Below are 17,797 nucleotides of genomic sequence, written 5' to 3' on the forward strand. Positions count from 1 at the left end.
GCACCTGGTGGGCCGAGGCTGCCGGGTGGGTTGTCGGATGCAGCTTTCGGATGCTCGAAGGCAGACGCGCCAAGGGAGTCTCAATGATTGAGTCAAGCCGTCTGCGCGACGGGATCGGAGGTGAAGATCCGGTTGTCGCGCACGAGCGCCCACAGGACGCTGACCCCGGGCACCAGCCCGGCTGCCGAGGCGAGGTGGCCGGCGTCCGCGTAGGCTGCCAGGTCGCCGGCGGCGACGACGAATTCGGCGCCGAGTATCGGGCCGATGCCGGGCAGCGACTCGATGATCTCGGCCTGCGGGTGGGCGTGGAAGGTGTCGCGGATCTGCCTGTCGATCCGCTTGAGCCGGTCGTCCAGGGCAAGGATCTGCGCGGCGAGGTCGGCGACGATCCCGGCGGCGACGTCCTCTCCGGGCAGCACGGTGTGCTGTGCGTCGGCGGCCTGCAGCGCGGTGGCGGCGACCGTGTCGGCGCCGCGGACGCCGCGGTTGGCGAGCCAGGCGGTCAGCCGGGCCCGGCCGCGACGGCGCAGGGCGGCCGGGGTCTGGTAGCCCGTCAGCAGTACCAGGGCGCCCCTCCTCGTCCCGAACAGCATGCCGTTGGCCCGAGGAACACCCCGCTGTCATCTCCGTGAAAACCGACGTGAGCGCAGATCTCAATCAGCAGCCAGGGCGCCCCGAAGAGCCGGGCGGCCACTCCTTCGAAGCCACTGACGGCAGAGAGCCATAAGCCACACCCGGCCCTTCCGGGCCGCCTAACAACTTACGGAGAGCCATGACTGCCAAGACGAACCAGATCCCGTCCGTGTGGGCTCGCCGCGAGCGTGAGGCGGAGCAGCCCGCCCTCAGCCGCGCGGCGATCGTCCGTGAGGCGGTCGCCATGCTGGACGCCGAGGGCGTCGAGGCGCTCAGTATGCGCAAGCTCGGCGCCCGACTGAACGCCGGTGCGACCTCCCTCTACCGGCATGTCGCCACCAAGGACGAGCTGATGGAGCTCGCGGTGGACGAGGTCTTCGGTGAGATGGCGGTACCGCCCGCGGGCGACCCGGACTGGCGGGATGCGGTCACCGAGGCGGCCCGGTCCTTCCGGGCGACCGCTGTGCGCCACCCCTGGCTGGCTTCGGTGCTGGGGCAGGCGGGGCTCGCCTATCTGGGCCCCAATCTCATGTCCTTCACCGAGCGGCTGGCGGCGCTGTTCACCGCGGCCGGTTTCGCCGAGCCGGGCAAGGCGATCGACACGCTGCTCTTCTATGTGATCGGGGTGGGCAGCACCGAGGCGGCCTGGCTGACCACGGTGGCCCGCAGCGGTGAGACCGAGGCCGATTTCGTCGCCCGGCTGATGCCGGCGGCGCAGCAGGCGACCGAGGGGCGCGACCGCCTGGGGTCGGGTGCAGCCGACATCGATGCCGCAGTCGATCCGGCGGCCGCCCGGGAGGCCAAGTTCCGCTACGGCCTGGAGGTGGTCCTCGATGGGCTGGCGCTGCGGCGCGGCGACGCGTTGTGACTGTGCGCCGTAGATGGCCAGGGTTTCGCGTTACTTGGCCGCTGGCCCTGGCTCTGACTAGAGCGAACCCCTGGGGAACCGCAGATTGTCGGTGTCGCGGAGGCTTGGCCGGTCCAGCCTCAGTCGACGTCCCGACCATGTACCGCGCTCCGCGGAGGCGCGCAGACCAGGAGCAGAGACGAAGCTGACTTCCTGGTGCTGCGCGCCGAGGTGTGACGGGTTGTCCGCTGCGCGGGGCCCGGCGGGGGTGGGGGAGAGGGCGGTTGCGGTCAGCCTCCGTGCGCGGTGAGTGTGTAGCCTTCGGGGCCCTCGAAGGAGAACATCGGCCCGAACGGGCTGTCTGCTATGGGGGTCAGGATCCTGACTCCGGCGGTGGTGAGCTGGTCGCGGAGCTGGTGGGCGTCCGTGGTTCGGAACCAGAGCACCACGCCCAGGCCGGGACGTGCGGTGTCGGCGAGGTCGACGCCCGGGAGGAGCTCGCGGACGGCGAACGGGGTCGGCTTGGTGTCGAACACGACCGCGTGGGGCGGCGAGACGGCGGCCCGGCGCAGGCCCAGGTGCTGCTCGCAGAAGGTCGCTGCTGCTTGCACGTCGCGCACTTGCAGGGCGACGAAGTCGGGGCCGTCGATGGTGGCAGGCATGGGTACTCCTCGATCCTTGATGTCAGAACTTTGACATAGCGGAGACTAGGATCCCGGGAAACCCATGTCAAAATGCTGACATGATGGAGAGCCCGTTGGTCGAGCCGCCCCACCCCGCCAAGGACGTCACCCAACACGTGGGTTACATGCTCAAACGCGCCCAGGCTGCCCTGCGCAGCGCCATGGACAAGGTCCTGCGCGAGCACGGATTGACCGTGCCGCAGTACGCCACTCTCGAACTCCTGGCTCTGCACCCCGGCATGTCCAACGCCGACCTCGCCCGCGCGACCTTCGTCACCCGGCAGTCCGGAAACGTCGTCCTGCGGGGCCTGCAGGAAGCGGGACTGATCACCCGGCCCGCCACCGCCGATCACGGCCGAGCCCGGCCCGCCCACCTCACCAAGGAAGGCCGCACACGCCTGGCCGCGGTCCAAGCCGCCGTCTACGCCACCGAAGAGCGCATGGTGGAGGCGATCCCGCCACAGCGCATGGCCGCGCTGCTCACTGACCTCGGCCGCATCGCGGCAGCCCTGGAGAAATGACCCGGGCTCCCGATTGTCGGGCCGGGCCGAAGCGATGCCTGTGGTGGCAGGGTCGGCGCCGAAGGCCGCCGGTTGCTGCTCGGCCGGAGACTCACCCGGTTCTGACTCGTGGCCAACCAGGCCGCTCAGGCTGGCCGACAAGCTGGGAAAGATTGGCCCAGCCGGCCTGCAAAGTGGCCAACTGCGAAGCAAAGTCACACGCGTCCCGGTAGCGCCGAGAGGATGGGTGCTTGCTGTTGCAAGCACCCGAGCTAGCATGGGGTCATGGCTTCACTGAACGTCAGTTCGCTGGGTGACTACATCCGCGAGCAGCGGCGGAACGCGCAGTACTCGTTGCGCCAGTTGGCCGAGGCAGCGGGTGTGTCCAACCCGTATCTCAGCCAGATTGAGCGAGGACTGCGCAAGCCGAGCGCGGAGATCCTGCAGCAGATCGCGAAGGCGCTGCGGATCTCGGCGGAGACGCTCTATGTGCAGGCCGGCATCCTCGAGGAGCGCCCGGCCGGTGGAGCCGACCTGCGGGCCGCGATCTTCGCGGACACGGCGATCAGCGAGCAGCAGAAGCACGCGCTGCTGGCCGTGTACGAGGCCTTTGTGACCGAGAATCAGGCAGCCACGGGCTGAGCCCGGCCCGCGGCGGAGAGGACGATCCCATGCCCAGCACCGATGAGATCCGCAACGAGATCCGCAAGACGCTGAGCGACCCCACGCCGCTCTACGCGCTCGCGGGTGCCGGCGATCTCGCCTACCAGAAGCTGCGCGAGGTGCCTGGCCGGGTCGAGGCGCTGGCCGCCGACCGCAAGGCCGCCCAGGACGCCGCGGTGGCCCGGCTGCACGAGGCGCAGGGCAAGCTGGCCGACGCCCAGGCCAAGGTGGTCGGGACGGTCACCGCACTGCCCACCGACCTGAAGTCCCTGCAGGGGAAGGCGCAGGAGTTCGCACTGCAGCAGGCCGGTCTGGCCGCCGGACTGGCGGTCAAGGCCAAGGAGGTCTACGACGAGCTCGCCGAGCGCGGCAAGGTCGTGGTGACCCGCCCGGCGCGGGTGACCGGCGAGTCGGTGACGGTGGAGCGGGCCGAGTCGGTGCCGGTGGACGTCGAGGAGACCGAGGTGGTCGAGGGCGAGCCGGTCGCCGAAACCCCCAAGCCGGCCGCCAAGAAGACCACCCGGACCCGGAAGAGCCCGGACACGGGCAAGTAGGCGGCATCGGCGAGCGCGGATCGAGCGCAGACTGGGTGCGGCGCGGGGGCGCGCCGGGCGCGGACTCGGTGCGTCGAGTAAGGACAGTGACAGGACATCGCCCGGAAGCCGCCCCGGCGTGGCAGGGTTGAGGCAGATCGCCGTGGGAAGTCACCTGGGGCGACGGTGGCGCGGTGCGCGGGAGGAGACCCGGTGATCCTGAACTCGTTTGACTGGCTGAACCCCTTCGAGTGGCTCGCCACGGTGATCCTGCTGTTCAAGGTGTTCGCATTCGTCGACGCGGCGACCCGGCGGGAGGATGCCTACCGGGCGGCGGACAAGAAGACCAAGGGCTTCTGGCTGATCATCCTGGGGCTGGCCCTGGCGCTCGACCTGATCTTCGGGGTCAATCCCCTCGGCAGTTTCCTGACCCTGGCCGGTCTGGTGGCCGCGATCGTCTACATCGTGGATGTGCGCCCCGCGATCCGGGCGCTGACCGGTGGCCGCGGCGGCCCGGCCGACCGGCTCGGCAGGGCGCTGCGCTCACGCGGCCGCAAGGGCGGCGGCCGCTGGTGACGGCGGGTCGCGATGGGCTGACCGGTGGTCAGCCCATCAGCTGATGCGACTGGTTGCGCTCCAGCAGCAGCACGGCGACGTCATCGGTGAGCGCGCCGCCGTTGAGCTCCTCCACCTCGGCGAGCGCGCCGTCCACCAGCCGACCGCGGGTGAGGCCGTTGGCCTGGTGGTCGCCGATCAGGGAGAGCAGCCCGTCCTGACCGAGCCGCCGCGAGCCCGCGCCGACCCGGCCCTCGATCAGGCCGTCGGTGTAGAGCAGCAGGCTCCAGCCCGGCTCCAGCTCCAGGTGGTACGGCGGCCAGACCGCATCGGTGTCGTCGCAGGGCAGCAGGCCGAGCGCCGGACCGGCGTGGTCGCTGGGCAGCACCACCGGGTGCTCGCCGCCGGAGAGCAGCAGCGGCGCCGGGTGCCCGGCCAGGTAGAGCTGGGCGTACTCGACGGCCGGACCCTCGGAGGGCAGCGGCTGCTGGCCGATCCCCGGCGCCGGTCGGTCGGGCAGCGCCTGCGCGCCGGTCACGGCCTGGCGGTGCGGGCCGGCCAGGTGCTCCGGCGGCGCGCTGGGGGTGATGACCAGCATGCAGAGGGTGGCGAAGATCTCCTCGTTGCGGCGCTCGTGCTCCAGCACATGCTGCAGCGTGGTGAGCAGGGTCTGCCCGGTGAGCCCGGCGAAGACCAGGGTGCGCCACGCTATCCGCAGTGCGACGCCGAGCGCGGCCTCATCGGGGCCGTGGCCGCAGACATCGCCGATGACCACGTGCACGGTGCCGTCGTCGGTGCGGACCGCGTCGTAGAAGTCGCCTCCGAGCAGGGCACGGCGGCGGCCCGGGCGATAGCGGCGGGTGAAGGAGAGGTCGGCGCCGTTCAGCAGCGGGGTGGGCAGCAGGTGGCGCTGGAGCCGGGCGTTCTCCTGGCCGCGCAGCTCGGCCTCGACCAGGCGGCGCTGCGACTCGTCGGCCCGCTTGCGCTCCACCGCGTATCGCAGGGCGCGGGCCAGCAGCGGGCCGTCGGTGGCGCCCCGGGTGAGGAAGTCCTGGGCGCCGGCGGCCACGGCGCCGGCGCCCAGCTGGTTGTCGGCGGCGTCGGTGAGCACCACGACGGCCGCGTTAGGGGCCAGCCGGAGCACCTCGCGCAGCCCGTCCAGCGGGTCAGACCGGTCGGGGGCGCCCGGCCCGCCCGGCTGGTCGGTCGGCGGGGTGGCCAGATCGAGCAGTACGCAGCTGAAATCGGCCGACGCGGGGCGGCTGCGCCGCTGTGCGGCCAGCAGCCCGGCGGCGGCGGGCAGCCCGTGCGCCCGGTGCAGTTCGAACGTGGTGCCGCCGGTGGCGATCAGTTCCTGGATCAGCCGGGTGTCGGTGGTGTCGTTCTCGATCAGCAGTAGCTTGAGCGGGCCCGCCGCGCGGTCGCCGGTCACCGGGCGGGTGATGGCGCGCGGTGCGGGCAGGGCGACGCCGACCGTCGGCTCGGCAGTCCCCGTGCCGTCGGCCGCACGACGGGGCAGCCGGGCCGCGTCGGCGACGCCGCTCAGGTCGCCGAGGGCCGCGGCGCTGCCGAGGCCGCCGAGTCGGCCCAGTTCCTCGAGGGAGTCGAGGCCGTGGATGGAGTGCAGTCCGTTCATGCCGTTCAGCTCGTCCTCGCCGACCACCGGGGCGGTCGGATCAGGGCAGGGCGCGGCGACGCGCTGGCGTACGCCAGCAGCGGCCGGGGCGCCGGACCGGCTGTCGGAGCCGTGTCCTTGCCCGTCTCCCATAGCGGGCACGGATGATTCCTCCTCTTCCCTGACGGGGTAACGGGTGCGGTCCACGGGTAGTGCCCGCGCGGCACCGCGAGTCAGGGAGCCTTTCGCGACCATAACGTGATCTCCGGGGATTTCCTTGGCTGGTCGGCGTGGATGTGGTTATTGCCACGCTGGTGGCGGGGCTGACGGCTAGCGTGTGGAGCTCGGGTCCGGCGGACCCTGGTCGAGCTCGGGGAGCTGACGGTGACACAGATCACACTTGTTCAGGGTGATATCACGAAGCAGCGCGTTGATGTGGTGGTCAATGCCGCCAACTCGTCCCTGTTGGGCGGCGGTGGCGTGGACGGCGCGATCCATCGGGCGGGTGGCCCGGAGATCCTCGCCGAGTGCCGGGCGCTGCGGGCCGGGCACTACGGCAAGGGGCTGGCGACGGGGCAGGCGGTGGCGACCACGGCCGGGAAGCTGCCGGCCGGGCATGTGGTGCACACCGTCGGCCCGGTGTACGGGGCGTACGAGTTCGAGCAGGGGGCGGAGCTGCTGGCGTCCTGCTACCGGCAATCGCTCCGGCTCGCGGTGGAGCTGGGGTCCGCATCGGTGGCATTTCCGGCGATCTCGGCCGGGGTGTACGGGTGGCCGATGGAGTCGGCGGCGCGGATCGCGCTGTCGACCGTGCTGGCCGAGGCGGCAGGGGGTGCGGGCGGACTGGCGGAGGTGCGGTTCGTGCTGTTCGGGGCCGAGGCCTATGAGGCCTTCGAGCGGGTGCGGGACGAGTTGCTGGGCGGCCCGGCGGGAGCGCGGGAGTAGGCGCGCGGGGGCGAGTCGGCCCAAACGATCTGTTCGAATCAAGGAGCGTCAGCTGAACTGCCCCCATGGTGGCCTGACGGGCCGTCAACATGCCAGGGTAATTCGATAACTCGTTCGAGTGAATTGGCGGAGCCGCTCGAAGCTTCGAGCCCGCGGGGCACCGCAGCGCCGTCAGGGCGCCAGCGCCGACCAGGGCAGCGTGACCTCGCCCTGCCGCCACCGCCCGGGCCCGTCCAGCAGCGGCCACTGCCCGCCCAGCGCGGTGCACGCGGCCACCCAGCGCTGCCGGGCCCCGAACGCCCCGTACGGCGCCGCGGCCGCCCAGGCCCGGTCGAAGTCGGTGAGGAAGGCGTGTACCGGTCGCCCCGGCACGTTGTGGTGGATCAGCGCCTTGGGCAGGCGCTCGGCGAGGTCGGAGGGCCGCTCCAGCCCGGCCAGTCGCGCCGCGAAGGTCACCGTGCGCGGCCCCTCCGGGCCCAGCGCCACCCAGACGTGCCGGCGCCCGATCTCGTCGCACGTCCCCTCGACCAGCAGGCCGTCCGGCGCCAGCCGGTCGCACAGCCGCTGCCAGACCGCCTCCACCGCCTCCTCGTCGTACTGGCGCAGCACGTTGGCGGCCCGGATCAGCTGGGCGTCGGCCCCGTCCAGCGGCACCTCGAAGCCGCCCCGCCGGAAGGTCAGGAAGGGCGGCACGACGTACGGCAGCGCGGCCGCCACCCGGGCGGGCTCGATCTCGATGCCGACCATCCGCACGTCCGGCCGGACCGTGCGCAGTCGGCCGTACAGCTCCACCGCCGTCCACGGCGCCGCGCCGTAGCCCAGGTCCACCGCCACCGGCGCGGTGTCGGCGCGGCGCAGCCGGGTGCCCAGGGTGTGCACGATCCAGCGGTCCATCCGACGCAGCCGGTTGGTGTTGGTGGTACCCCGGGTGACGGTCCCTACCGGTCGGGCGCCGCGCCGGGCGGCCGTCCCGAACGCGCCCGGGTCGAACGATGCAGCCATGCCCGCAGGGTACGTGGCCTCGGGCCGGCCCCGACCCGGGCGGTGCGCACGACGACTGAGTCGAGGCTCACGGCGGCGTCCGGGAATTCCGGCTCCCCTCAGGGGGTTGTGCGCCTGTTGGACCCAGTAAAGCGGTCGCGCCACAGATCAGAGAGGTCGCAGTCAGGTGATCCAGCACCCCGTGTCGACGGCAAGGCGCGACCGGCAGTCCGCGTCGCGCGGGCGGCTGCACGCCTTCGCCACCCGCGGCCGCCGGCCGCGCCGGATCGCGATGCTGAGCGTCCACACCTCCCCGCTGCACCAGCCGGGCACCGGTGACGCCGGCGGGATGAACGTCTACATCGTCGAGCTGGCCAAGCGGCTGGCCACCCTCGACATAGAGGTGGAGGTCTTCACCCGGAGCACCTCCTCCGATCTGCCGCCGAGCGTGGAGCTGGCCCCCGGCGTGCTGGTCCGGCACGTCACCGCCGGCCCCTACGAGGGCCTGGTGAAGGAGGACCTGCCGACGCAGCTGTGCGCCTTCACCCACGGGGTGCTGCGCACCGAGGCGGGCCACCGGCCGGGCCACTACGACCTGGTGCACTCGCACTACTGGCTCTCCGGGCAGGTCGGCTGGCTCGCCGCCGAGCGCTGGGGGTGCCGCTGGTGCACACCATGCACACCATGGCCAAGGTGAAGAACGCCGCACTGGCCGAGGGCGACACCCCCGAGCCGGCGGCCCGGGTGATCGGCGAGACCCAGGTGGTCGAGGCCGCCGACCGGCTGATCGCCAACACCGCGGACGAGGCCCGTGAGCTGGCCTTCCACTACGCGGCCAGGCCCGACCAGCTGGCCGTCGTCCACCCCGGGGTCAACCTGGAGCGGTTCGAGCCCGGCGGCCCGGGCGGGCAGCAGGCCGCGCGCGCCCGGCTGGGGCTGCCGCAGGATGCCGTGGTGTTGCTCTTCGCCGGCCGGATCCAGCCGCTGAAGGCGCCGGACGTGCTGGTCAAGGCGGTCGCGGAGCTGCTTGCTCGCCGCCCGGAGCTGCGCGAGCGGCTGGTGGTGGCGGTGGTCGGCGGCCCGTCCGGCAGTGGCCTGGCGGAGCCGAAGGGCCTGCAGAAGCTCGCCGCGCAGCTGGGGCTCTGCGATGTGGTGCGGTTCCATCCGCCGGTCGGCCAGGCCGAGCTGACCCAGTGGTACCGGGCCGCGACGGCGCTGGTGATGCCGTCCCATAGCGAGTCCTTCGGCCTGGTGGCACTGGAGGCACAGGCCTGTGCCACGCCGGTGGTCGCGGCCGCGGTCGGCGGGCTGCCGGTGGCGGTGCGGGACGGCGAGACCGGCACCCTGGTGCCGGGCCACGACCCGGCCGACTGGGCGCGGGCCCTGGAGCCGTATCTGACCCGACCCGAGCTGGTCGCCCGGCAGGGTGCGGCGGCGGCCCGGCATGCGGCGGGCTTCGGTTGGGGTGCGGCCGCCGCGGCCACCGCCGAGGTCTACTCGGGAGCGATGAGCAGACCGGCCGGGCTGCTCAGCCTGGCCCGGCGGCGCTCGGGCTGAGCGCGGCAAGCCGCCGAGCGGGTGGGGCCCCTGCCGCGTGGGACGCCGGCAGTGCACAGCCGCTGCGTGCGGCAAGCCGCCGAGTGGGTGAGGCGTCGGCCACCTGGGATGCCAACTGCGCAAGCCGCCGAGCGGGTGAAGCGCTCGCCGCCTGGGATGCCGGCCGGTGAGACGCCGGTCGCAAACGGCGGCAACGGTGCCTACCAGCCGGTAGCGTCACCGCCATGGCAACCCGTACCAAGGACGAGGCCCTCGGCCTGCTGGCCGCCGCGCTCGACGAGACCGGAGTGGGCTGGGAGCCGGCCGCCGCCGACCCGTACACGCTGGTGGCGACCCTCCCCGGCACCCGCAAGCTCAGCACCACGTGCGCGCTGCGGATCGGCGACCACACCCTCTCGGTGAACGCCTTCGTGATCCGCCGCCCGGACGAGAACCACGAGGTGGTGTTCCGCTGGCTGCTGGAGCGCAACACCCGGCTGTACGGCGTCGCCTACGCGCTGGACGCGCTGGGCGACGTCTACCTGACCGGCCGGCTCCCGCTGGAGGCGTTGGACGCCCAGGCGGTGGACCGGCTGCTCGGCACCGTGCTGGAGGCGGCCGACGAGCCGTTCAACACCCTGCTGGAGCTGGGCTTCGCCACCGCGATCCGGAAGGAGTGGGAGTGGCGGACCAAGCGCGGCGAGTCCACCCGCAACCTGGCCGCCTTCGCCCATCTGGCCGGTCCGCAGCAGCAGCCGACCGCCCCGGAGTAGCAGCCGGCCTCCCCGGGCCGGCAGGGGTAGCCGGCCCGGGTCGTCAGTCGGAGACCGCTGCCACGCTCCGGGCGGCGCGGCAACTCGAGCGGCTGGCCGGCCCGGCGCGGCAGCAGCCGGCCGTCCCGGGCCGGCACGGGTGCCGGCCCCCGGGTCGTCAGTCGGCGACCGTCGCCATGCTTCGGGCGGCCGCGGCGCTGCGAGTGGTTGCCGTGGCGTCGGCCCGGCGGGCGACCAGCAGGTAGCCCGCGCCCGCGACGGTGCCGAGCAGCGCGCAGCCGCCCCAGACCACGCCGGGCCCGCCGTGGTCCAGCAGCAGTCCGCCGGCCGCCGGGCCGACGAATGCCGCCCCGGACCAGGCCAGCGAGGAGACGCCCTGGTAGCGGCCGCGGGCGTGGGTCGGGGAGAGCTCGGCCACCAGGCTCATGTTGGTGGGCACCTGGATCACCTCGCCGACCGTCCAGACCGCCACGCTCAGCGCGTAGACGAGCACCGAGCCGCCGGCGAAGACGGCGATGGAGATGCCCCAGCCGGCCAGCAGTGCGGCGGTCATCAGCACCCGGGCGCGGTCCCGGCCGCGGATCAGCCGGGTGACCGGGATCTGCAGCACCACGATCAGCAGGCCGTTGAGTCCGGCGACCAGGCCGTACTGGGTGGTGCTCAGGCCCTCCCGGCCCATCACCACCGCCAGCGTGCTGTTGCCCTGGTTCATGATCACCGCGAACAGGAAGGTCATCGACACCAGCGCGATGAACCGCCGGTCGCGGAAGACCGTGCCCAGGCCGACCTGCGGTACCCCGGCCTGCGAATTCCGGCCGGGCTCCGGCGCGGTCGGCCGGGATTCGCGGACCTTGGCGAACACCACCAGGGCGCAGAGCGCCGTGGTGGCGGCGTCGGCCAGGAAGAGCGGCTGGAAGCCGTTGAGGGCGATCAGTCCGGCCACCGAGGCGGAGACCCCGAAGCCGATGTTGATCGCCCAGTAGTTGAGGGAGAAGGCCCGCACCCGGTCCGCGGCCGGGACCACGTCGGCGATGATCGCGGAGACGGCCGGGCGGCCGGCGTTGGCGCACACGCCGGTCAGCAGCGCGACGGCGGCGATCAGCAGCTGGCCGTTCGTGTAGGCGAGGGCGGCCGTGCAGCCGGCGGTGAGCAGCTGGGCCCCGAGCACGGTGGGCCGCCGGCCGAGCCGGTCCGCCAGCACCCCGCCGGCCAGCGACCCGACCGCCGAGCCGAGCCCGTATAGCGCGACCACCAGGCCGGCGTAGGAGGCCGAGTAGCCGCGTTCTCTCGTCAAATAGAGCGCCATGAACGTGGTCACGAACGCGCCCAGCTTGTTGACCAGCGTGGACAGCCAGAGCCACCAGAACTCGGCCGGCAGGCCCCCGACCGACTCGGTCAGGGCGCTGCGCAGCCGGGTCGGCAGGGGTGGTGCGGCGGTGGTCACGTAAAGGCTCCCGGGGTGGCGGGTGCCCCGGTGGGCGAGTGGGGCGCCGCAGTCGGGGCACGGAGCTGATGTAAGTGGCTCATGCTGATGTAAGTGGCTCATACGTCAAGCAGACATTACATAGCAGTGCCTTGGCCAGGCCAGTGATTTATTTCGACGGACTAAGCTGTCGGCCATGGCTGACACGACCTACCGACTGATCCTGCTGCGCCACGGCGAGAGCGAGTGGAACCAGAAGAACCTCTTCACCGGCTGGGTCGACGTCGACCTCAACGAGAAGGGTGAGAAGGAGGCGGCGCGCGGCGGTGAGCTGCTGTCCGCCGAGGGCCTGCTCCCCGACGTGGTGCACACCTCGCTGCTGCGCCGCGCGATCCGCACCTCGCAGATCGCGCTGGACAAGGCCGACCGGCACTGGATCCCGGTCAGCCGCAGCTGGCGCCTGAACGAGCGCCACTACGGTGCGCTGCAGGGCAAGGACAAGGCGGCGACCCTGGCCGAGTTCGGCGAGGAGCAGTTCCAGCTGTGGCGCCGCTCCTACGACACCCCGCCGCCGGCGCTGCCCGACGACTCCGAGTTCTCCCAGGCCGGGGACCCGCGCTACGCCGAGATCCCCAGTGAGCTGCGGCCGCGCACCGAGTGCCTGAAGGACGTCGTCGACCGGATGCTGCCCTACTGGTACGACGCGATCGTGCCGGACCTGGCCGCGGGCAAGACGGTGCTGGTCACCGCGCACGGCAACAGCCTGCGCGCGCTGGTGAAGCACCTGGACGGCATCTCCGACGAGGCCATCGCCGGGCTGAACATCCCCACCGGCATCCCGCTGGTCTACGAGCTGGACGCGGACTTCAAGCCGGTCACCGCCGGCGGCCGCTACCTGGACGCCGAGGCGGCCGCCGCCGCGATCGAGGCGGTCAAGAACCAGGGCAAGAAGTAACCCACTTGCCGGTACGGCCCTGACCTGCGCGAACGGCGCAGATCAGGGGCCGTCGCCGTTCCCGGGCCGTCCACGGCCCGTCATGCGACGGCCCCTGGGCCGCGCTGTTCCGCGCGACCCAGGGGCCCTTGTGGCTCAGGTTCAGTGATCGCCGCAGCAGCCGCCGTGGGCACCGCCGCACTGGCACGGTGCACCGGACTGGCAGCCGCAGCCGCAGCCCGGGCTGCAGCCGCAGCCGGCGCCGAGCAGGATCTCCGGCCGCTCCGGCTCGGCGGAGGTGGCCGGTCGGGCGTGGTTGGTGGTCATGGTGAGGGGCCCTCCTCGATCGAACGGACGGCCTGGTCGAGGTCGCCTGACATCGAGTGAAGACCCGCCCCTGATGGAGCGTCAACGGGCGCACCGGAGTGGGGAGTCGGTCCGGCGTGCGCCCCCACCCGGACTACTGCCCGGCCGGGGCGTCGACGTCCGTCGGGTAGTCGTCCGGCACGTACTCGCCCGCGTGCTCGCCGGTGACCAGGAAGACCACCCGCTTGGCCACCGAGACCGCGTGGTCGGCGAACCGCTCGTAGTAGCGGCCGATCAGGGTCACGTCCACACCGGTCTCGATGCCGTGCTGCCAGCGGTCGTCGATCAGGTGGGCGAAGAGCTCGCGGTGCAGCTCGTCCATCGCGTCGTCGTCGCGCTCCAGCTGCAGCGCCGCCTCGACGTCCTTGGTCGCGATGACCTGGCCGGCCTTGGCGACCAGCCGCTGGGCGAGCTGACCCATCTCCAGCACGATCGGGTGCAGATCGCCGGGAACGGCGTGGGCCGGGTAGCGCAGCCGGGCGACCTTGGCGACGTGCCGGGCCAGGTCGCCGCAGCGCTCCAGGTCGGCGCTCATCCGCAGGCTGGTGACCACTATCCGCAGGTCGGTGGCGACCGGCTGCTGGCGGGCCAGCAGGTCGATGGCCCGGTTCTCCAGCTCGTGGTGGAGGCTGTTGACCTTCTCGTCGGCCGCGATCACGCTCTCGGCGAGGGCCAGGTCGGCGTCGAGTAGCGCGGTGGTGGCCCGGCCCATCGCCGAACCGACCAGTCGGGCCATCTCGACCAGGCCGTCACCGATCGAGTCGAGTTCCTCGTGGTACGTGTCGCGCATGCGCTTCTCTTCTCCTCACTAGCTGTGTCGGTGGCGGTGCCGACCGGGCCGCCGCACCCCTGCGGGCGGGCGGGCCCCTGCTGGTGGCGCGCATAGTACGCGCGCCACGGACCCACACGGGCTGCGTTCCACCAGACTGAGCCGTCCGGACGACGCGGCACGGCCGGGGCAGTGAATCGGCGGCTACCTGAAGGTGAATTCTCGGCAACGCATGGCCGATGCCTTGATTCGGAGCTTCCAAAGCGCTGGTCGGATGCGCTTACGCTGGTCCGCATGGACGTGAATGTGGCCGCCGCCGCTGCCTGCGCCATCGCCGGGCTCGGTGTCGGTCTCACCGCCTCCATCGCCTTCCGCTGGAGCGAGCGCGAGCAGAACCGCGGGCGAGGCCCAGGCAAGCGAACCGGCGGGACGGCGGCAGTGAGCTCGCCGCTTCAGGAACCGGCGCTCCCACCGGGCGTGGACACCGTGCTGTCGGTGCTGCGCTCGTGCGCGATCGTGCTCGGAGACGGCGACGAGGTGGTCAAGGCCAGCTCGGCCGCGTACTCCATGGGCCTGGTCCGCGGTGGCGCGGTGGCCGTCGAGCCGATGCTCGCGCTGGCCCGGTCCACCCGGCGGGACGGCGAGATCCGCCAGGCCGAGCTGGACGTGCCGCGCCCGGGCGTGCAGCGCTCCGGCGAGCCGCTCTCGGTCTCGGTCCGGGTCGCCCCGCTGGGCTCCCGGCTGGTCCTGGTGCTGGTCGAGGACCTCACCGACCGCCGCCGGATCGAGGCGGTCCGCCGCGACTTCGTGGCCAACGTCAGCCATGAGCTCAAGACGCCGGTGGGCGCGCTGTCGCTGCTCTCGGAGGCGGTCGCGGACGCTGCCGACGATCCGGAGGCGGTGCAGCGCTTCGCCGGCCGGATGCAGATCGAGGCGACCCGGCTGGCCAGCCTGGTGCAGGAGATCATCGACCTCTCCCGGGTGCAGGACGACCGGCTGATGATGGAGCCGGAGCCGGTGCCGGTGGACGAGCTGATCGCCGAGGCGATCGACCGCTGCCGCCAGCAGGCCGCGGCCAAGCAGATCCACATCGCGGCCGGCGGCATCGCCGGCCTCTACATCCACGGCGACCGCGGCCAGCTCGCCGCCGCGCTCGGTAACCTGGTCGAGAACGCCGTCAACTACAGCCCGCCGCGCACCCGGGTGGCGATCGCCACCCGGCGGATCGCCAGCGCCGCCGCGATCGGCGAGGCGGACGGCGAGCTGATCGAGATCTCGGTGACCGATCAGGGCATCGGCATCTCGGAGAAGGACCGCGAGCGGATCTTCGAACGCTTCTACCGGGTGGACCCGGCCCGGTCCCGGGCCACCGGCGGAACCGGCCTGGGACTGTCCATCGTCAAGCACGTGGCTGCCTCGCACGGCGGCACCGTCTCGGTCTGGAGCGTCGAGGGCCAGGGCTCGACCTTCACCATCCGGCTGCCCGCCGGTCAGAACCCGGCGCCGTCTTCCGCGGCGCCCCACGAACCCGCAACACCAACCCCCTTCCTGCCCCGGAGGCCCGATCGTGACCCGAGTACTGGTGGTCGAGGACGAGGAGTCGTTCAGCGACGCCCTGTCGTACATGCTCCGCAAGGAGGGATTCGAGGTGGCCGTGGCCGCCACCGGCCCCGACGCGCTGGAGCAGTTCGAACGGAACGGCGCCGACCTGGTGCTGCTCGACCTGATGCTGCCCGGGCTGCCCGGCACCGAGGTCTGCCGCCAGCTGCGGGTGCGCTCCAACGTGCCCGTGATCATGGTGACCGCCAAGGACAGCGAGATCGACAAGGTGGTCGGCCTGGAGATAGGTGCCGACGACTACGTCACCAAGCCGTACTCGACGCGTGAGCTGGTCGCCCGGATCCGCGCGGTGCTGCGCCGCCGCGGCGAGGACGGCGGGGTCGGCAGCGACGGCGGCGGCCCGGGCGCCCTGGAGGCCGGCCCGGTGCGGATGGACGTCGACCGGCACGTGGTGACCGTCGACGGGGCGAAGGTCGACCTGCCGCTCAAGGAGTTCGACCTGCTGGAGATGCTGCTGCGCAACGCCGGCCGGGTGCTGACCCGGATGCAGCTGATCGACCGGGTCTGGGGCGCGGACTACGTCGGCGACACCAAGACCCTGGACGTGCACGTGAAGCGGCTGCGCGCCAAGATCGAGCCCGACCCGGGGGCGCCGCGCTACCTGGTGACGGTCCGTGGCCTCGGCTACAAGTTCGAGCCGTAAGCCGGATCGGCTGAGCAAGGGTCAAGGGCCGCCCCCGAAAGGGGTGCGGCCCTTGGCGTGCGCGGGGGCGGATGCGCCCCTGCGCACGTCTGACTCAGTGCGCCGAGGCGCTCGCGCTGGCGGAGGCGGTGCCGCTCGGGGTGCCCGAGGCCGAGCCGGTGGCGCTCGCCGGGGCGGACGGGCTGCCGCTCGCCGAGGCCGAGGCGCTGGTGGAGGCGCTGGCAGAGGCGCTGGCGGAGGCCGAGGCGCTCCCCGAAGCCGACGCGCTCCCCGAGGCCGACGGCGTGCTCGGGCCGAACTCCGCGTAGGGGCCGACGGCCGGGGCGACCAGCGCGGTGGTGTCGACCTTGCCGGCCGACGAGAAGGCGAAGGTGGTGGGCGAGAAGCCGCCGATCGTCAGGGTGGCGTTGGCCAGGCGGGCGGAAGGTTCGTTGACGCCGCCGATGGCCACCGCGCCCAGCGGCGGGATCACGATGCCGGGCAGCGCGCGGCCGTTGGCGTCCTGGAAGGTCGCGGTGGTGCCGCCGACCGTCACGGACTGCAGGGTCTCCGGGGCGGAGCCGGTGTTGCTGATGTTGACCGTGAGGTTCGCCGGGCCGGCCTCGCCGCTGGTCTGCGTCGGGTTGACCACCACCACGATGCCGTTCAGCTTGAGGTCGGTGCCGATCGAGGCGGCCGGGAGGTTCGGCCTGACCTGCAGGGTTGCCGAACTGGTGCCTGCGGCGCAGGCGGTGAGGGATACGGCGGCGAAGGCGAGGACGATGGCGGCACTGCCACCGCGTCGAAGGCTGCGGCTCACGGCGGCGGTATCTCCTTGATCGCGTGTCGGTATGTCAGCGCCCAGCGTACCGACCACACTTATCCGGCCCTCACGGGGTGGTCCCGTGTCGCGGGCGGGAGTGCCCGACCGGCGGCGGTAGCAGAGGTTCCGGAACGGTCGCAAGATCAGATCACGATCGTGAAACGGTGAATATCCGGTGACGACTTCAAGATCGAATGCTGGGTTTCCGAGCTGTTGCGTGAGGTTTGACTTGCGCCGGGAAGGGCCTCCGACCTGCGAGAAGCCGCCCGGAGGTGGTGGCCGCAGCATGCCGCAGGGGTCCTTGTCAAGCCCCGAGACCGGCCCTGACCTGCGAAAACGCCCTTCGAGTGGACGGAAAAGCGTGTTATTCTGGAAAGCCACGGAAGGGGTCCTGTCACATGACGTTCAAGGTTGGCGACACGGTGGTCTACCCCCATCACGGGGCTGCACTGATCGAGGCCATCGAAATTCGCCAGATCAAAGGTGTGGACAAGACCTACCTGGTGCTGAAGGTTCAGCAGGGAGACCTCACGCTGCGCGTCCCCGCGGAGAACGCGGAGTTCGTCGGCGTGCGCGACGTGGTCGGCCAGGAGGGTCTGGACCGGGTCTTCGAGGTGCTGCGCGCGCCGTACACCGAAGAGCCCACCAACTGGTCTCGCCGCTACAAGGCGAACCTCGAGAAGCTCGCATCCGGTGATGTCATCAAGGTCGCCGAGGTGGTCCGCGACCTGTGGCGCCGCGAGCGCGAGCGCGGCCTGTCGGCCGGCGAGAAGCGGATGCTCGCCAAGGCGCGGCAGATCCTCGTCAGCGAGCTGGCGCTGGCGGAGAACACCAACGAGGACAAGGCGGAGACGCTGCTCGACGAGGTGCTCGCCTCGTAGCGCGCAGCACGCCCGCGTTGCCGTGCATCAGCACAGCGCCCGGCGCTACCCCATCACTGCGGATCAGCTGGTCCGGATGTGATGCTGTGGCAACC

The 17,797-nt window shown here is 72.1% G+C and carries 17 protein-coding genes and 3 pseudogenes; 12 read left to right on the forward strand and 8 right to left on the reverse strand.

Translation table 11 applies throughout. The features are described from left to right. Positions 1–92: 92 nt before the first annotated feature. Positions 93–575 (reverse strand): annotated as a pseudogene (locus E6W39_RS23925) (transposase); the annotation flags it as partial. A gap of 197 nt (positions 576–772) precedes the next feature. Between E6W39_RS23925 and E6W39_RS23930 the strand changes: the two are divergent. After that, positions 773–1,501 carry a TetR/AcrR family transcriptional regulator C-terminal domain-containing protein gene (locus tag E6W39_RS23930; protein ID WP_141635273.1) on the forward strand — a complete coding sequence of 243 codons (729 nt, stop codon included), beginning with the start codon at positions 773–775 and terminating at the stop codon, positions 1,499–1,501. 269 nt (positions 1,502–1,770) lie between these two features. Here the strand turns inward: E6W39_RS23930 and E6W39_RS23935 are convergent, their stop codons facing one another. Next, entirely contained in the window at positions 1,771–2,142 is a 372-nt protein-coding gene (locus E6W39_RS23935) for a VOC family protein (protein ID WP_141635274.1), read from the reverse strand. An 80-nt stretch (positions 2,143–2,222) separates the two neighbouring features. On the opposite strand from E6W39_RS23935, the gene E6W39_RS23940 reads away from it, so the two are divergent. The 4 genes from E6W39_RS23940 to E6W39_RS23955 all read left to right on the forward strand — a co-directional run bounded on the left by E6W39_RS23940 (position 2,223) and on the right by E6W39_RS23955 (position 4,435). After that, positions 2,223–2,684, forward strand: coding sequence for a MarR family winged helix-turn-helix transcriptional regulator (locus tag E6W39_RS23940; protein WP_407658442.1), 462 nt, complete (start codon positions 2,223–2,225; stop codon positions 2,682–2,684). A gap of 264 nt (positions 2,685–2,948) precedes the next feature. Further along, positions 2,949–3,305 (forward strand): helix-turn-helix domain-containing protein, encoded by a 357-nt coding sequence (locus E6W39_RS23945; RefSeq protein WP_141635275.1) that lies wholly within the window; start codon positions 2,949–2,951, stop codon positions 3,303–3,305. Positions 3,306–3,334: 29 nt separating this feature from the next. Further along, positions 3,335–3,880: a hypothetical protein gene (locus tag E6W39_RS23950; RefSeq protein ID WP_141635276.1), complete on the forward strand. Its 546-nt coding sequence runs from the start codon at positions 3,335–3,337 to the stop codon at positions 3,878–3,880. 192 nt (positions 3,881–4,072) lie between these two features. Then, positions 4,073–4,435, forward strand: a complete 363-nt coding sequence (locus E6W39_RS23955) for a DUF2516 family protein (RefSeq protein WP_407658443.1) — start codon at positions 4,073–4,075, stop codon at positions 4,433–4,435. 28 nt (positions 4,436–4,463) lie between these two features. On the opposite strand, the gene E6W39_RS23960 is transcribed toward E6W39_RS23955, so the two are convergent. After that, positions 4,464–6,182 (reverse strand): PP2C family protein-serine/threonine phosphatase, encoded by a 1,719-nt coding sequence (locus E6W39_RS23960; RefSeq protein WP_228718719.1) that lies wholly within the window; start codon positions 6,180–6,182, stop codon positions 4,464–4,466. A 231-nt stretch (positions 6,183–6,413) separates the two neighbouring features. Here E6W39_RS23960 and E6W39_RS23965 point away from each other — a divergent pair, with 231 nt between their 5' ends. Then, positions 6,414–6,974, forward strand: a complete 561-nt coding sequence (locus tag E6W39_RS23965) for an O-acetyl-ADP-ribose deacetylase (RefSeq protein ID WP_141635277.1) — start codon at positions 6,414–6,416, stop codon at positions 6,972–6,974. Positions 6,975–7,145: 171 nt separating this feature from the next. On the opposite strand, the gene E6W39_RS23970 is transcribed toward E6W39_RS23965, so the two are convergent. Then, the gene (locus E6W39_RS23970; protein WP_141635278.1) at positions 7,146–7,976 is read right to left on the reverse strand and encodes a class I SAM-dependent methyltransferase; all 831 of its coding nucleotides are present in this window, start codon (positions 7,974–7,976) and stop codon (positions 7,146–7,148) included. 328 nt (positions 7,977–8,304) lie between these two features. Here E6W39_RS23970 and mshA point away from each other — a divergent pair. Both mshA and E6W39_RS23980 read left to right on the forward strand, forming a co-directional pair. Continuing rightward, positions 8,305–9,512 (forward strand): annotated as a pseudogene (gene mshA / locus E6W39_RS43635) (D-inositol-3-phosphate glycosyltransferase). Positions 9,513–9,736: 224 nt separating this feature from the next. After that, positions 9,737–10,264, forward strand: coding sequence for a YbjN domain-containing protein (locus E6W39_RS23980; RefSeq protein ID WP_141635279.1), 528 nt, complete (start codon positions 9,737–9,739; stop codon positions 10,262–10,264). Between the two features lie 157 nt (positions 10,265–10,421). Here E6W39_RS23980 and E6W39_RS23985 read toward each other — a convergent pair whose 3' ends face one another. Beyond that, a complete protein-coding gene (locus E6W39_RS23985; RefSeq protein ID WP_228718330.1) occupies positions 10,422–11,708 on the reverse strand; it encodes an MDR family MFS transporter in 1,287 nt (428 codons plus the stop codon). A 175-nt stretch (positions 11,709–11,883) separates the two neighbouring features. On the opposite strand from E6W39_RS23985, the gene E6W39_RS23990 reads away from it, so the two are divergent. After that, entirely contained in the window at positions 11,884–12,642 is a 759-nt protein-coding gene (locus E6W39_RS23990) for a phosphoglyceromutase (RefSeq protein ID WP_141635281.1), read from the forward strand. A 141-nt stretch (positions 12,643–12,783) separates the two neighbouring features. On the opposite strand, the gene E6W39_RS39630 is transcribed toward E6W39_RS23990, so the two are convergent. Further along, positions 12,784–12,948: a hypothetical protein gene (locus E6W39_RS39630; protein ID WP_181799418.1), complete on the reverse strand. Its 165-nt coding sequence runs from the start codon at positions 12,946–12,948 to the stop codon at positions 12,784–12,786. A gap of 133 nt (positions 12,949–13,081) precedes the next feature. Next, positions 13,082–13,777: a phosphate signaling complex protein PhoU gene (phoU, locus tag E6W39_RS23995; protein ID WP_141635282.1), complete on the reverse strand. Its 696-nt coding sequence runs from the start codon at positions 13,775–13,777 to the stop codon at positions 13,082–13,084. A 273-nt stretch (positions 13,778–14,050) separates the two neighbouring features. On the opposite strand from phoU, the pseudogene E6W39_RS24000 reads away from it, so the two are divergent. After that, positions 14,051–15,310, forward strand: a pseudogene (locus E6W39_RS24000) (sensor histidine kinase); the annotation flags it as partial. A gap of 13 nt (positions 15,311–15,323) precedes the next feature. After that, positions 15,324–16,019: a response regulator transcription factor gene (locus tag E6W39_RS24005; protein ID WP_101381084.1), complete on the forward strand. Its 696-nt coding sequence runs from the start codon at positions 15,324–15,326 to the stop codon at positions 16,017–16,019. Positions 16,020–16,113: 94 nt separating this feature from the next. On the opposite strand, the gene E6W39_RS24010 is transcribed toward E6W39_RS24005, so the two are convergent. Then, on the reverse strand, positions 16,114–16,818 hold the full coding sequence (locus E6W39_RS24010; RefSeq protein ID WP_141635283.1) for a DUF461 domain-containing protein: 705 nt from the start codon (positions 16,816–16,818) through the stop codon (positions 16,114–16,116). Between the two features lie 401 nt (positions 16,819–17,219). On the opposite strand from E6W39_RS24010, the gene E6W39_RS24015 reads away from it, so the two are divergent. Next, positions 17,220–17,702: a CarD family transcriptional regulator gene (locus tag E6W39_RS24015; protein ID WP_030244332.1), complete on the forward strand. Its 483-nt coding sequence runs from the start codon at positions 17,220–17,222 to the stop codon at positions 17,700–17,702. Positions 17,703–17,797: the final 95 nt, after the last annotated feature.

Origin of the sequence: Kitasatospora acidiphila, from assembly GCF_006636205.1 — a bacterium.
GTDB lineage: Bacteria > Actinomycetota > Actinomycetes > Streptomycetales > Streptomycetaceae > Kitasatospora > Kitasatospora acidiphila.